Annotated in this window: 14 protein-coding genes; 4 read left to right on the top strand and 10 right to left on the bottom strand. The window is 43.5% G+C overall.

What is annotated here, in order from left to right; all coding sequences use genetic code 11:
• Window positions 1-63: 63 nt before the first annotated feature.
• The 4 genes from efp to SporoP33_RS00300 all read right to left on the bottom strand — a co-directional run bounded on the left by efp (window position 64) and on the right by SporoP33_RS00300 (window position 2,645).
• The gene (efp, locus tag SporoP33_RS00315; protein ID WP_081241889.1) at window positions 64-621 is read right to left on the bottom strand and encodes an elongation factor P; all 558 of its coding nucleotides are present in this window, start codon (window positions 619-621) and stop codon (window positions 64-66) included.
• Window positions 622-645: 24 nt separating this feature from the next.
• A complete protein-coding gene (locus tag SporoP33_RS00310) occupies window positions 646-1,704 on the bottom strand; it encodes a M24 family metallopeptidase (RefSeq protein WP_081241888.1) in 1,059 nt (352 codons plus the stop codon).
• Window positions 1,701-2,147: a type II 3-dehydroquinate dehydratase gene (gene aroQ / locus SporoP33_RS00305; protein ID WP_081241887.1), complete on the bottom strand. Its 447-nt coding sequence runs from the start codon at window positions 2,145-2,147 to the stop codon at window positions 1,701-1,703. The genes SporoP33_RS00310 and aroQ overlap by 4 nt, the downstream gene beginning before the upstream one ends.
• Window positions 2,148-2,219: 72 nt before the next feature.
• Window positions 2,220-2,645: a hypothetical protein gene (locus SporoP33_RS00300; RefSeq protein ID WP_081241886.1), complete on the bottom strand. Its 426-nt coding sequence runs from the start codon at window positions 2,643-2,645 to the stop codon at window positions 2,220-2,222.
• 122 nt (window positions 2,646-2,767) lie between these two features.
• Here SporoP33_RS00300 and SporoP33_RS00295 point away from each other — a divergent pair, with 122 nt between their 5' ends.
• Window positions 2,768-3,763, top strand: coding sequence for a DUF1385 domain-containing protein (locus SporoP33_RS00295; protein WP_081241885.1), 996 nt, complete (start codon window positions 2,768-2,770; stop codon window positions 3,761-3,763).
• Between the two features lie 82 nt (window positions 3,764-3,845).
• Here SporoP33_RS00295 and SporoP33_RS00290 read toward each other — a convergent pair whose 3' ends face one another.
• From SporoP33_RS00290 to SporoP33_RS00275, 4 genes are all read right to left on the bottom strand, one after another.
• A complete protein-coding gene (locus SporoP33_RS00290) occupies window positions 3,846-5,273 on the bottom strand; it encodes a carbon starvation CstA family protein (RefSeq protein ID WP_081244694.1) in 1,428 nt (475 codons plus the stop codon).
• A 47-nt stretch (window positions 5,274-5,320) separates the two neighbouring features.
• Window positions 5,321-6,486 (bottom strand): IS3 family transposase gene (locus tag SporoP33_RS00285; RefSeq protein WP_099662801.1). Its coding sequence is split into 2 segments (ribosomal slippage): window positions 5,321-6,210 and window positions 6,210-6,486, totalling 1,167 coding nucleotides; the frame shifts between segments, so codons are not numbered across the junction.
• 332 nt (window positions 6,487-6,818) lie between these two features.
• Window positions 6,819-9,380 (bottom strand): vitamin B12-dependent ribonucleotide reductase, encoded by a 2,562-nt coding sequence (locus tag SporoP33_RS00280; RefSeq protein ID WP_081241884.1) that lies wholly within the window; start codon window positions 9,378-9,380, stop codon window positions 6,819-6,821.
• 163 nt (window positions 9,381-9,543) lie between these two features.
• Entirely contained in the window at window positions 9,544-10,377 is an 834-nt protein-coding gene (locus SporoP33_RS00275) for a lipoate--protein ligase family protein (protein ID WP_081241883.1), read from the bottom strand.
• Window positions 10,378-10,506: 129 nt separating this feature from the next.
• Between SporoP33_RS00275 and SporoP33_RS00270 the strand changes: the two genes are divergently transcribed.
• Complete coding sequence (locus tag SporoP33_RS00270; protein WP_081241882.1) at window positions 10,507-10,902, top strand: rhodanese-like domain-containing protein; 396 nt, start codon at window positions 10,507-10,509, stop codon at window positions 10,900-10,902.
• Window positions 10,903-10,957: 55 nt separating this feature from the next.
• Complete coding sequence (locus SporoP33_RS00265) at window positions 10,958-12,223, top strand: ATP-binding protein (RefSeq protein ID WP_081241881.1); 1,266 nt, start codon at window positions 10,958-10,960, stop codon at window positions 12,221-12,223.
• Window positions 12,224-12,303: 80 nt separating this feature from the next.
• On the opposite strand, the gene SporoP33_RS00260 is transcribed toward SporoP33_RS00265, so the two are convergent.
• A complete protein-coding gene (locus SporoP33_RS00260) occupies window positions 12,304-12,774 on the bottom strand; it encodes a peptide-methionine (S)-S-oxide reductase (RefSeq protein WP_081241880.1) in 471 nt (156 codons plus the stop codon).
• 173 nt (window positions 12,775-12,947) lie between these two features.
• Window positions 12,948-13,496, bottom strand: coding sequence for a DUF7010 family protein (locus SporoP33_RS00255; protein WP_081241879.1), 549 nt, complete (start codon window positions 13,494-13,496; stop codon window positions 12,948-12,950).
• A gap of 379 nt (window positions 13,497-13,875) precedes the next feature.
• Here SporoP33_RS00255 and SporoP33_RS00250 point away from each other — a divergent pair, with 379 nt between their 5' ends.
• The gene (locus tag SporoP33_RS00250) at window positions 13,876-14,133 is read left to right on the top strand and encodes a hypothetical protein (protein ID WP_081241878.1); all 258 of its coding nucleotides are present in this window, start codon (window positions 13,876-13,878) and stop codon (window positions 14,131-14,133) included.
• The last annotated feature ends 64 nt before the right edge of the window (window positions 14,134-14,197 follow it).

Raw genomic sequence — 14,197 nt, 5'->3', positions numbered from 1 at the left:
ATGTAATTCTAAGACATAAAAAAAGGATGCCCCAAAATGGGACATCCTTTTTTATGCTTACTATTATGCGCGGGAAACGTATTCTGCTTCTTCTGTGTTAATAACCAGCATATCTCCTTGGTTCACAAAGAATGGCACTTGTACGATCAATCCGGTTTCCATCTTAGCCGGCTTGGAACCGCCGCTTGCTGTGTCTCCCTTGATGCCCGGCTCAGTTTCCGCCACTTCTAGAGTTACCGTCACCGGCAGCTCTACGCCAAGCACTTCATCTTTATACGTGATGACGTGAACTTCCATATTCTCTTTCAAGAATTTCAGTTCATATTCAAGCTGTTTCTCAGAAAGCTCAAGCTGCTCGTATGATTCATTGTCCATGAAGACGTGCTCGTCACCATTTGCATATAAATATTGCATTTTACGATTGTCAATTTGTGCTCTTGCCACTTTTTCGCCTGCACGGAAAGTCTTTTCATTGACGTTGCCTGAACGAAGATTACGCAGTTTCGAGCGAACGAACGCTGCCCCTTTACCCGGCTTTACGTGCTGGAAATCCATTACGCGCCAAATGTCGCCATCCACTTCAATTGTTAATCCTGTACGAAATTCGTTTACTGAAATCATTTGTATTCCTCCATTTTTAACCGTTTATAAAATAAGCAGTTCTTTAGTAGACTTTGTCAAACGTTCGTTACCTGTTTCTGTGATCAGTATATCATCTTCAATCCGCACGCCGCCTACGCCAGGCAAATAGATTCCCGGTTCCACTGTCACCGTCATGTTCGGCACTAACACTGTGTCTGAACGGAACGACAGCGAAGGGGCTTCGTGGACTTCCAGCCCGATCCCATGGCCTGTAGAATGACCGAAAGCTTCTCCGTAACCTTTCGACTTGATATAGTCGCGCGTAATCGCATCGGCTTCAATCCCTGTCATGCCAGGCTTAATCTGTGCCACACCAAGCTCCTGGGCATGTTGTGTCACTTCGTAGATTTCACGCAGCTTGGCAGAAGGTTCACCGATCGCAACCGTTCTTGTGATATCAGAGATATACCCATTATAGAGGGCGCCGTAATCCATTGTAACTAAATCACCAGTCTCAATCACTTTATCAGAAGCTACCCCATGCGGTAAAGCCCCTCTTTTGCCCGAAGCGACAATTATATCAAATGAGGAAGAAGCTGCACCTTGTTTACGCATGAAGAACTCCAGTTCATTAGCAATTTCCAGTTCTGTTTTACCTGCTTTAATGACCGAACAAATATAAAGAAATGCTGCATCCGCAATAGCTGCCGCCTGCTTTAATACTTCAATTTCTTCAGGTGTTTTAATGAGGCGAAGCTTTTCTACTAAACCGGCGACAGGAACTAGTCTTGCGCCGACCAGCTCTTCATACTGCTCAAACTGGCTGTAGCTGAGATCTTCTTTTTCAAAACCGAGTGTCTCAATTTTCATTTCTTTCACTTGATTTGCAACTTCCTGAATCACCGTGCCGGTATGCTTGACGATGCGGTAGCCCGTCAGCTGTGAATTGGCCTGCTCGACATAACGGAAATCGGTAATGAAAACTGCATCTTCACGTGAAATGACGGCGACGCCTGCTGAACCTGTAAAATTCGTCATATAGCGGCGGTTAAAAGGATTAGTGATCAATAACGCATCCAGCTCGTGCTCTTCCAGTTGTTTTCGTAAATTCTCTATCTTCATGACTTCTTCTCCTTTCTTTGCAGCAGAAATGCTTGGAAGGCGAGATCATAACCCGCCGTGCCGAAGCCGCAAAGCTGTCCTGCAGCTACAGGTGCAATCACAGACGTGTGCCGGAATTCTTCGCGAGTATGTATATTAGAGATATGAACTTCAATTACCGGGACAGAAATAGAAGCGACCGCGTCACGCAGCGCAATGCTGTAATGCGTAAACGCCCCCGGATTGAAGATGATGCCGTCAATTTCCCGCTCGCCTGCATCATGAATCCGGTTGATCAGCTCACCTTCTATATTTGATTGGAAGCACGAAAGCGTGACGTCCGATTCATCTGCCAGTCGGCGGATTCTGTTTTCAATATCAGACAGCGTTTCAGCGCCGTAAATATCCGGTTCTCTCTTGCCAAGCCTGTTCAGGTTCGGGCCATTTAAGAGTAACAGCTCCATGTAATCCCCTCCCACTCTTTTTCTTTCCTATTTTAGCACAATGAGGCAGCGGGACAAACTAATACTATTTGGTCAGCCAAAGGTTTTTCGCATATAAACGGATGTTCCGATGACAAACCGGAAAATCATCGCAAACAGACAAGCGAATGGAATTGAAATTTTCTTAATAAATTGTGTCATCGTCAAATCTGCCTTCACATGAATCATCCATTCAATGAAAAAAATTGCGATGACTGTGACAATCAGCGAAGAAAGAGTCGGCGGAATCTTGAATGTCAGGCGCGCAATGAAATATAGAATAAAAAATAACACAAAGCAGATCACCCATAATAAGATCCATTTAACCAAGCCCGGCGTTTCCGCAAACATTTGGAACTTCTTTGTCCAGCCGACCGGTGACCATTTGATAAATTTAAAGACTTTCAGAAATTTTAATGCAATAACGGATAAAACTGCAGCCATAATCGCTGTCCATACATGTGTTGAAGTGATTTTCATGACAATACCTCCCATTCCAGTGTCGGGTTTTTTACACATTTTTAAACATCTGAATGGTGCATTTTCAGTTTTTTTAGTACACTAGAGATATCGTTTCTAACGAAAGAAAGCGTGGGTATGTTATGAGCCAACCGAAAACCCCTCCTGTATACGGAGGTCAGGCACTTATAGAAGGTGTAATGTTTGGCGGTAAAAAGGATACAGTGACTGCAATTCGCCGGAAAGATGATTCTATTGAGTACTATCACGTGCCGAGAGAATCGCATCCCGTCCGCACAAAACTGAAGAAAATTCCTTTCGTCCGCGGTATTGTTGCATTGATTGAATCGGCGGGTAACGGCTCCAAGCATTTAACGTTTGCGAGTGACCGCTATGATGTGATGCCGGGCGAAGAAGAAGAAAGCGCTAAGGAAGAAGAGACATCGAAGCTTGCGATGATCCTTGGAGTGGCAGCTGTGGGTGTGCTGTCGTTCATCTTCGGAAAGTTTGTCTTCACACTCGTTCCTGTTTTCCTGGCGGAGTTATTCCAATCTGTCGCACCCGGCAAGACCGCGCAGATTATGCTCGAGAGTTTCTTTAAATTATTCCTGCTGCTGACGTATATTGGGCTGATTTCGATGACACCGCTCATTAAACGCGTATTCCAATATCACGGCGCGGAACACAAAGTGATCAATAACTACGAAAATCAGATGGAGATGACAGTAGAAAATGTTCAGTCGCAATCCCGTCTGCATTATCGATGCGGAAGCAGTTTCATTTTATTCACGGTTATTGTCGGGATGTTCATCTACTTCCTCGTACCGACCGATCCGCTCTGGCTGCGCGTGCTCAATCGGATTTTATTAATTCCCGTAGTGCTCGGTGTGTCGTTTGAAGTGCTGCAGCTGACAAATGCAGTCCGAAATGTGCCCGTCCTTCGTTTCCTAGGGTATCCTGGACTTTGGCTTCAGTTACTGACAACAAAAGAGCCGGACGACAAGCAAGTAGAAGTCGCTATTGCTTCATTTGAGAAGCTGCAGGAAGTGGAGCAGCATGGTGTGAGTGCGCTAAATCCAAAAGTTGCGGTTAACGCAGATGAGTCCAATGAACCGAAAGCTATGTCGGTTCTTTCCTAAGTTAACTGGTGATTTTAATCATGCAGCCTGATTTACTGCAAAGAAAGGGTTCCCGGCATACTCGCTGGGAACCCTTTCTTTTTTAGTTTTCACTGACTATAACCTGAACCTGTTTCGATTGAATAGCTTTAACTGCATAAAATACACCGATGGCACCTGATACCGCAATCCCTGTGCCTACAGATAAACTATAGCCGAGATGCAGACCTTCAGGAGCATACATCCAGTATGTCACAACCACTGCCGTCATAAACATCGCAGGAATTCCTGCGATCCAATGGGCTTTGTTCTCCCTCAACAAATAAGAAGTGGCCGTCCACAGCATAACAGCTGCAACTAACTGATTCGTTCCGCCAACATAACGCCATAAAAATGAGTAGTCGATTGTCGATAGGTAGAACATCGGAACACCGAGCAGCAGTGTGCTGGCAAGAGTTACCCACTTTTTATTCGGATTTACCCATGCAGAAGTTGCTTCCGTAAAAATCATCCGCGCAGAGCGGAGTGCTGTATCGCCCGTTGTAATCGGTAAAATAATTACACCTAAGATAGCCAATAATCCGCCAAACGAACCGAGCAATGTACTCGAGATCTCATTCACCGCACCAGCCGGCCCCCCGGCAGCCAGCGCCTCCTGAAGACCCCCTGTGCCTCCAAAGAATGTCATTCCTGCCGCAGCCCATACCATCGCTATGACGCCTTCCGCAATCATTGCGCCATAAAATACTTTACGGCCTTCCGACTCCTTCTTCATCGTCCGTGAAACAATCGGACTTTGCGTACAGTGGAATCCAGAGATCGCACCGCAAGAAATGGTCACCATTAATAATGGCCAAATCGGCAATTCACCCGGGTGCAAATTCTGCAAAGTAAGATTCGGTATTTTTTCCGGTCCGAATAATAATGCGCCGCCGATTCCTACCGCCATGACGATCAATACAATTCCAAACAGCGGATACAAACGGCCAATAATTTTATTGATCGGCAAAATAGCTGCTAACACAAAATAGCCGAATATGATAATAAGAGAAACCATAAATGACAGCGGTGTAATGGATGAAATCAGTTGTGCGGGACCTGCAGTGAAAGCAGCCGCCACCAAAACCATCAGAACAATCGAAATCACATTAATAAACCGTCTGGCGATATCACCTAAATACTTACCTACGATTTTAGGGAATTGTGCACCGCCGTGCTTTAAAGACAGCATCCCTGAAAAGTAATCATGTACCGCACCTGCAAAAATACTGCCGAAGACAATCCAAATAAATGCAACCGGACCGTATAATGCACCAGCTATCGCTCCGAAAATCGGACCCAGTCCCGCGATATTCAGTAATTGGATCAGCCAGCCTCTCCACCAGCTCATCGGTACATAATCCATCCCATCCGACTGCGTATAAGCGGGTGTCTTCCTTGCGTCATCAATTACAAACACTTTTTCGACCACTTTTGAATACGTCAGATAACCAATAATTAATAAGACGATGGATGATAAAAACGTCAGCATGAAAATAGACTGACCTAGCGATATGAGACACATATAAAACACCATGATTAGGCTGCTTTGACACCATATTTTATCGGTGTCAGGTAGCCTAATTTTTCTTGGATACGTTCTTCATTATAATAATTTAAATAGGCAATTACTCGTTCAACTACAATATTATTGCGTAATGAATTAAATTTAACGTATTGAAATTCTTCAGATTTCAGACTCGAATGAAATGATTCAATCACCGCATTGTCCCAACAGTTTCCTCGACGTGACATGCTGCCGATCAGGTCGTTATCCTTGATATAGGCTTGATACGCGTATGACGTATACACACTCCCTTGATCCGAATGTATAATCACTCCTGTGGGGTGGTTTCTCGCAGCTAGTGCCGCCTTTAATGTGTCAATTACGAGTGGTGTCTGTTGATGGTCGTATAATTTGTAAGCAACAATTTCATTATTGTATAAATCCATAATGGTTGAAAGATATTTTGTCGTACTACCATACTGGATATAGGTGATGTCGGTTACCCACTTCTGATTCGGTTCACTAGCTGTGAAATTACGTTTAAGAAGATCTGGGGCAATTATGATACTTTCCCCTTGAGATTTCCACTTTCGTTTAGGCTTGATACGACACTGTAAGTTATGCTTTTGCATGAGGCGTTGAACCGTATTGCGATTCAATTCTATGTTGTATTCCTGCTTTAGAAATGCTTTGATTTTTCTATGTCCATTCCGATATTTAGTGCGTTTACACAATTCTATAATAGCCTCCTCTTCCACTGAAAGAGACTTATCCGTTTCCTCCAGACGCCACCTATAGTAGGTAGCTCGTGGTACTCCTAATGCGGATAAAATGGCTGTTATTGTATACTTCTTTTTTAGTTTTTCCACAATCTGAAGAACTATTTCTTTCTCAATCTCCTTTCGATCTCCATGTACTTTTTTAGAATCTCATTCTCCATTTTTAAATGAGACATCTGTCGTTCTTTCTTGTCCGCTTCACTCGAAAGTTCTGGTCCATGACCGAAGGTATATTGTTTACCTATCGGTTGATCAAAACGATATATTTCATTTGCACGATACCATCTCATCCAGGTTTCAATCTGGGATTTATTTTTGACTCCGTGCTTCTCCATAATTTCTTTAGTTGTTAATTCCCCACTCAATTTATCTTTGACAACTGCCCATTTTACTTCGCTTGAATATACGTTTTTGCCCACGCAAAAACACCTCCGTTGTAAGTACTTTTTACAAGTGTACCACTTCGAAGGTGTTTTATATTGTCTCAAAAATTTAGGTTAGCCCAAAAACCCCTTCTTTCTCGTCTGCTTTTAATTCTTTTAAATGAATGAAAATCAAAGAATTTACTATGTTAGTATATAATAGTTAGAAAATTATATCAACATAGACTTTTGTAATAAATCAATTTTTATCACTGACAGTATTTGTTCAAACCTCACTGAACGAGCAGGAATATGAGTTGCATAAGCTGACGTTTCTCTATAGAAAAAACCCGGATGCAGTTCACATCCGGGGTGCAGCTGTTATTTTATTATAGTCCGCACTTCAATTGCGCCTGGCAATTCGTGCATGTATTACATCCGCCGATTTCTTCTACTGTTCCTTGTCGGCAAACCGGGCAAGTGTCGCCTACTTCTGAACCGATCGTAACATTTGTCGAACGCAATGCCTGAATCGTGTTAACGAGCACCACTTTCGGCTGGTCCGTCACTTCGACCACTTCTTCTGTATCCGGAATATTGTCTTCTGCTTTCAGGGTCAGCACTTGTGAATCACGGCTGCCGTCCACGTAAACAGTTCCGCCTTTAGCTCCGCCTTTATACAATCTTTCATACACACTTTCTACTTGCTTCACTGTATAACCGCGCGGTGCGTTGACAGTTTTTGAAATCGAGCTGTCAATCCATCGCTGAATGATGCACTGCACGTCCGCATGTGCTTCTGGTGCAAGTTCCATAGAAGAAATGAACCAGTCCGGCAAATTATCCGGATCTGCATCAGGATTAGCCTGCAAATATTCTTCTACAATTTCAGCTTTTACTTCAATGAATTTTCCAAGACGTCCGCTTCGGTAGTAAGTAAAGGAAAAGTATGGTTCTAAGCCCGTTGAAACTCCTACCATGGTTCCCGTAGATCCAGTCGGAGCAACAGTCAGTAAATGCGAGTTACGAATACCGTGCTCGAGAATCGATTCCCGAATATCTTCCGGCATACGCTTCATGAAACCGGAATTAATAAACGCCTGACGCAGCGCCATCGTTTCTTCATCCGTTTTCCCGACCAGGAACGGGAAGCTGCCCTTTTCTTTCGCCAATTCAATCGACTCGCGGTAAGCCGTTGTCGCGATAGTTTCAAATACTTCGTCCACTAATTGATTGCCTTCAGGTGAGCCATACGTTTTTTCACAATAGATATGAAGATCAGCAAGCCCCATTACTCCAAGACCTACACGGCGTTCACCAAGGGCTTGTACTTTGTTTTCCTCGAGGAAGTACGGTGTGGAATCGATGACATTATCTTGCATGCGCACACCTGTCCGTACCGTTTCTTTTAACTTTTCAAAGTTAACAGTCTTCGTATCTCTGTCTGCCATTTCAGCCAGATTGACAGCAGCCAAATTACAGACAGAATATGGTGCAAGCGGTTGTTCACCACACGGATTCGTCGCTACAACTTGCTGTCCGTACGCTTTCGCATTCGTTTCATCATTTGCATTATCAATGAAGAAAATGCCTGGTTCAGCTGAATACGTGGCACAGATATTGATTAAATCCCACAGCGCGCGGGCTTTAATAGTGCGGTAGACACGGACTTCATGCCCCTGGCGTTCCCATTCGCGCACATCGCCGACTTCATGCCACTGTTCATTATAATAAGCCATTTCTTCAGGCGAATAATTTTCGACAGCTGGGAATCGCAAATCATAATCCGCGTTTTCTTCCACTGCTTTCATGAAATCATCTGTCAATGTCACGGAAATATTTGCACCTGTCAGGAATTCAGGATTATGAACCGTATACGTTCCGCCGTCCTGCAGTTTCAATTCCGCATCGCGAATAATCGCTGCATTAAAACCGCCTTGGCCCGGGATATGTTTATAATTCGTAATCCCCTGATACATCGCTTCTTCTTGTGCTGTCAATGGCTTGAAATTCAATTTCTCATATGCCAGCTTCTTGATCGTTTCGTCTTCCGTGTTTTCGATCAAATAACGCAAAATTCGCGGATTTTGCATCTTGGAGATGATAAATTCACAAATATCCGGATGCCAGTCTGCCAGCATAATCATTTGCGCTCCGCGTCTTGAACCGCCCTGCTCAACCAAATGGGTCAGCTTCGCGATATCGTCAAGCCATGAAACCGAACCTGATGATTTACCGTTGACTCCGCGCGCCAGTGTGTTGCGAGGACGTAATGTAGAACCATTCGTTCCTACTCCGCCGCCGCGGCTCATAATCTCCATCACTTGCTTGCGGTGATCGGAAATCCCTTCGCGTGAATCCGGCACGAACGGCATGACGTAACAGTTAAAGAATGTAACATCCGTATCCGATCCCGCTCCGTACAGCACGCGTCCTGCCGGAATGAAGTTCAATGCCTTCAGCTGATCGTAAAACATCTCATACGACTGTTTTTTTCTGTCGTCCGTCTTCTCGACAGAAGCAAGTCCAGTCGCATTTCGTTTTGCGATCTGCTCATAGAACACCTCTAGCGGCTTTTCAAGCACATCGAGCGGACGGGTAACGATTCCTTTTTGCTGCTCGTCCATATCATCGATCGAAGAACGGTACTCTTCTTCAATCCAGATATCCGCCTTTCCATTTTCTGCATCAAGTTTCGTAATATAACCAAGTCCGCGCGCCGGAAATTTCGGATCTTCTCTTACCGTCAGAACAACGAAGTCCCCTTCTTTTAGCGTCTTCTTTTCCATATCTTTAAATGAATAACGGTCAATCATGACTAAACGGGAAACCCCGCTGTGTGTCAGTTTCATATCGTCTGTAATCGGGTGCACTTGAGGGAACTTCGCAATGTCCTCATTCAGCTGCTGCTTGTCGAGCAGCGGCTCGCCTCGTTTCGACATCGTAACCATATAACATCCTCCTTCTACCACATCAAACACAATATATAGTGTTTGTCTTACTGAATAATCTACTACATATTGAATGTTTTATCAATCGTCCGTTTTCGTCAAAAATCCTGAAAGACTGATGCAACAATATTTCACCAAAAAAAATAAAACCAAAGCACCAATTTTATTTTTTGAAATTCCAGTGATCATTCGCATACTTTTCATTCTCAATCTGGTGCACCAGAGCGAGCTGTTCATCAGTCAGTTCAAGCGGTTCCAATATGATATCAAGCGACTCTTCAAACCCTTTTGAAAAGGCTTGTTTGCATTCATCCATTGAAATATCGCGGTCAGTTAACCGGTCAATCGCAATCGCCCGGTCCGGCAAGGTTCTGCGGACACGTTCTTTTAATGCAGGAGATGAATACGTGAAGATAGATGTCAATTTATCGACATCCAGACTCATTAAAATCGCACCATGCTGCAAAATTACACCTTTTTGACGTGTTTGTGCACTGCCGGCGACCTTTTTGCCTTCGACGACCAGTTCATACCAGCTCGGAGCATCAAAACAGACACCGCTTTTCGGGCTTCGCAGCTGCTCGGTTACGTCCTTGTCAGGAATCGAAAACTCTGCCTGCAGTCCAAGGTTGCGGAACCCATGCAGCAGCCCCCCGGAAATTACACGGTACGCTTCGGTCACCGTCTCAGGCATATTCGGATATTTCTCACTGACAATGACACTGTATGTAAGCTCATGTTCATGAAGGACACCTCGGCCGCCTGTCGGTCTGCGGACGAATCCAAGTCCTAATTCTTTCACTTTCTCCATATCGATATCTTTTTCAATACGCTGAAAATACCCGATCGATAGCGTAGCGGGCTCCCATTCATAAAATCGCAGTACCGGACCGATTTCTCCTCGGCTATGTAAATCAAGAAGCGCTTCATCCAGCGCCATGTTGAAGGAAGGACTGCATTTTCCCGAGTCAACGTAATGCCAAACAGCTTTTGTCATATTCATTCTCCTTCGTCTGTCATACTGAACTAATAGTATAGGAAATCGTGAACGAAAAAAACAATAACGCTTTTCATTTTAGCATTACGATTGAACTGATGCCAGATAATCTTTATAATAGAGATATTGATGAAGGGGGAAGTTTTTTTGAGTTATTATATTTTAGGGGCAGCTGTGCTCGCGGTCATCTTGTATTTTGTCATTACTTACATACGTGTCGGAAAAGCATTGACTACTTTAACGCAAGAAGAATTTATAAAGGGTTACCGCAAAGCACAATTAATCGATGTGCGTGAGCCAAAAGATTTTGAAGCCGGACATATTTTGGGCGCCCGCAATATTCCATTCACACAGTTTACACAGCGTTATAAAGAAATTCGTCCTGACAAGCCCGTCTATCTTTATGATCAGAACACCAGCCGCACCGGACGTGCTGCATTGTTTCTGAAGAAAAAGGGCTGTACGGAAATTTATCAGCTCCGCGGCGGATTCAAGCAGTGGTCAGGTAAGATCAAAACAAAATAATTTACATAGATCCTCCTTTTAGGGGGATCTACTTATTTATAAGGAGTGTTACACAATGAAGCCATCGTTTTTAATTCCTCTCCATTCGTCACAATACGAAAAGCTTACGCATTATCAGTATTACGGTGTTGTCATTGAGGCGATACTCGAAACCCTGCAGGAACGGTCTCCGGCTGATTGGCAAATAATCCAAGTCGATGAATTCTCTTCATACACGGAAACCATGCTGCCAGAACTGATTCACCGCAAACAACTGCCGTACGAGTCACTTTGTCATATTTATCCCACTCTGCCAACAGAAAAAATCCAGCAAGATGAAACAGTGAATGCGTTTGCCCTGCGAAATGCAGAAACCATCGACAATCAGCTGATTTTCTTTCCGCAGCACCAAATTGCTGTGGCCAATATCAGTTACTATGTCGCAACAGGTTCCACCTGGTCTGAACATACTGTGTTCGCTCCGTCTGCTGCGCATGTTAAAAAGTTCATTGAAGCATTAAATGAACTGCAGCGGGAAGCGATGAAAACGAATATTACTTATTTGGTGGACACTGAAGAAGGTATGGAGAAAAAGACATATGCAGCCGGGACACAAATCAATCGATCAGACGTCCTGCTCGATGAAAAATTGAAAAATGACCTATTTCGTTCAATTGATGAATTTTTCCGGGATGGCGGAGCATTTTTCAAAGAGTACGGCTTGCCGTATAAGCGCGGTATCCTGCTGTATGGCTCGCCCGGCAATGGCAAGACGACGCTCGTCCGTTCCATTACAGGCACAACTGATGCACCTGTTGTATACTGGCAAATCACAGAATTTACCGGCAGCCATTCGGTGCAAGAAGTATTCAACACGGTGGAACGCCTTGCCCCTGCCATTCTTGTTATCGAAGACATGGATTCCATGCCTGAACATATGAGAAGCACATTTCTCAATATCCTGGACGGCGTACATGTCCGTGACGGCTTATTTATCATTGGAACGACTAATTACCCCGAACGCATCGATCCGGCCCTGATCAATCGCGCAGGTCGTTTTGACAGCACATATGAAATCAAGTCCCCGACGGAAGAAGTACGGAAGCAATATATGGAAAAACTGGACCGCAAACAGATTCTGTCAGCTGAACAAATTACAGATATTGCCCGGGAAACAAAAGGGCTTTCCGTTTCACAGCTGAATGAGCTGTATATGTCAATTGCACTCACCTATCACTATGAAGCGGTGATTCAATACAAAGATCGTATCCGCCAGCTGCAAAAACAGCATAGACAAACCACAAGGAACGACTGGGAAACGGATTCGCCAATCGGTTATTAAAACACAGAAAAGAGGCCGCACCATAAAAAGGCAGCCTCTTTTCCAATGTATTAAATGTATACACAGATTCATTGGACCATTCACTTATACTTGGTCAGAATGTCTTCCGGAATATGACAATACTCATCCGGACACTTGTCTAACCTGTTCTGATGCTCTTCTGCACTTCTCACATAATTTGTTAAAGGAAGTACTTCCACCATAATTTTGTCATAGTCATTTCTGCTGCGCAAAAAGGCTTTCGCCTCTTGGAGATGTTCGGGCTTTTCACTATAAATCCCGGTTCTGTATTTTACTCCGACATCCTGCCCCTGTTTATTCAAACTGTACGGATCAATGATTTCAAATAAATACTCCATTAAATCTGTTATCGTCATGACGGATGGATCAAATTCCGTTTTTACGCACTCAGCGTATCCATCATACTCCCCTTCAAGTGTATAACCCGTTCCGTTCGCTCTTCCCGCTTCTGTAACTTGGACTCCGGGCAACGTTTTGATAAAAGCCTGTACTCCCCATAAACATCCTCCGGCAACATATACCTCTTCCATATATCCTGTCCTCCCATCGGCAAAGCAAATTTATTTGTTCCAATCAGTTTGAAGCGCGGGCACAATGATCAGCAATACACTATATTTATATCACAGACCGTTTATAGAAAACCGCATTGCCTGATTCCATCCTATACTGCTGTCTGAGTGCGCAAAGGACAAGACACTGCAAATCACATTCTTTTCTTTGCCGCCCTGAAATCCAAATAAAGAGAAATGACTAACATCAATAATAACACTGTCATGAAGAAAGGCAGCAGCCATAAATGATCCGGAGCTGCATACAGCCCTAAAAACATCATACTCATCGCAATAATGGGTGCCGCGTAATAATAAGGTTTGGCATTATAAAACCAGCCATACGGGAAAAAGTGAGCGCCGGTTATGACAGCAAATATCATAATTGCATCGTACGGGCTTTTTATCATAGCCCAAAACAGGATCGGGAAGTAGATAATCTGCGCCAAGTTTAAAAATAGCCCCAAAACCCCTAACTCGTGATCATCAAATTTCCAATCAGCATTCAGTAATTTGGACAGAGCCAAGGACAGCGGAAACATCAAACCTGTCGAAAACATCATAAATATGTTTTTCTGGCTTATTTCAATCGGCTGCAAAAATATAACGGTAATGATTGACCAGATGACAACGGCAGACAATAAGAACGCGATCCCATTCTTTCCTCTTATCGAAATATCTTTTCTGGCTTCAAACAAATTCAAAGAACACCACCACTTTCCTATATATTTCCCACAACACGAAAGACCAGAGTAATAATTTTCCGGGAGCTGCTCTTTTATCATGTAATAGAAACATTGTAATAGAGTATATCATGACAGTTACAATTTATTTACCATACTGCTGGATGAATCTGCTCTGCAGCCTCCTTGCAATTTATGTTCACTATATTTCTTTATTTTAGTTTACGGGTGTTTTTTCTATCCTATTAAAACGATTCCATGCAAATACAAACAAGTATTCAGCGCAGCTGCATTATAAATCAGTATCTATATCCAGGGTGCCAGCTTTTACCGCTTACATGATTTTGTTGCATGTCACATATAAATGGAACACTCAATAACTGACAGAGGTTGTGAAATAATGGATAACATTCAGACAGATAAAAATTTTGAATCAGCAGAAACCTATGCAGCTAAACTGGAGTTTTTGGGCAGTGTGCTGTCCATAGCAGGTGAATCTCTTCAAATAGCGGCCGCAATTACACTGCAGGAATTGGAAAATGAAAAGAAGAACAAACGAAAAGCGCAAAAACAATCCGAACGAACAATTCAATTAGAACTAATACAGAAACAAATTGATGACTTAACTAAAAGGGTGGGAAAGTTAGAGCAGAAATAGGTGTTAAGTCCATTTTACTGTGTAAAAGTGCAGGTGCATTCACCTTATTAGACGATCTCCATAA

Source organism: Sporosarcina sp. P33 (genome assembly GCF_002077155.1).
Lineage (GTDB): Bacteria > Bacillota > Bacilli > Bacillales_A > Planococcaceae > Sporosarcina.
Note: the sequence above shows the minus strand (reverse complement) of the source record. Positions and strands in the feature narration are given on the sequence as shown.

Excerpts from the sequence above, each read along its gene's own strand:
- SporoP33_RS00250 (WP_081241878.1), top strand. The coding sequence starts at position 13,876 with ATGGATAACATTCAGACAGATAAAAATTTTGAATCAGCAGAAACCTAT.
- SporoP33_RS00275 (WP_081241883.1), bottom strand. The coding sequence starts at position 10,377 with ATGACAAAAGCTGTTTGGCATTACGTTGACTCGGGAAAATGCAGTCCT.
- SporoP33_RS00260 (WP_081241880.1), bottom strand. The coding sequence starts at position 12,774 with ATGGAAGAGGTATATGTTGCCGGAGGATGTTTATGGGGAGTACAGGCT.
- SporoP33_RS00265 (WP_081241881.1), top strand. The coding sequence starts at position 10,958 with ATGAAGCCATCGTTTTTAATTCCTCTCCATTCGTCACAATACGAAAAG.
- SporoP33_RS00295 (WP_081241885.1), top strand. The coding sequence starts at position 2,768 with ATGAGCCAACCGAAAACCCCTCCTGTATACGGAGGTCAGGCACTTATA.
- SporoP33_RS00270 (WP_081241882.1), top strand. The coding sequence starts at position 10,507 with ATGAAGGGGGAAGTTTTTTTGAGTTATTATATTTTAGGGGCAGCTGTG.
- efp (WP_081241889.1), bottom strand. The coding sequence starts at position 621 with ATGATTTCAGTAAACGAATTTCGTACAGGATTAACAATTGAAGTGGAT.
- SporoP33_RS00300 (WP_081241886.1), bottom strand. The coding sequence starts at position 2,645 with ATGAAAATCACTTCAACACATGTATGGACAGCGATTATGGCTGCAGTT.
- aroQ (WP_081241887.1), bottom strand. The coding sequence starts at position 2,147 with ATGGAGCTGTTACTCTTAAATGGCCCGAACCTGAACAGGCTTGGCAAG.
- SporoP33_RS00310 (WP_081241888.1), bottom strand. The coding sequence starts at position 1,704 with ATGAAGATAGAGAATTTACGAAAACAACTGGAAGAGCACGAGCTGGAT.
- SporoP33_RS00290 (WP_081244694.1), bottom strand. The coding sequence starts at position 5,273 with ATGCTGACGTTTTTATCATCCATCGTCTTATTAATTATTGGTTATCTG.
- SporoP33_RS00280 (WP_081241884.1), bottom strand. The coding sequence starts at position 9,380 with ATGGTTACGATGTCGAAACGAGGCGAGCCGCTGCTCGACAAGCAGCAG.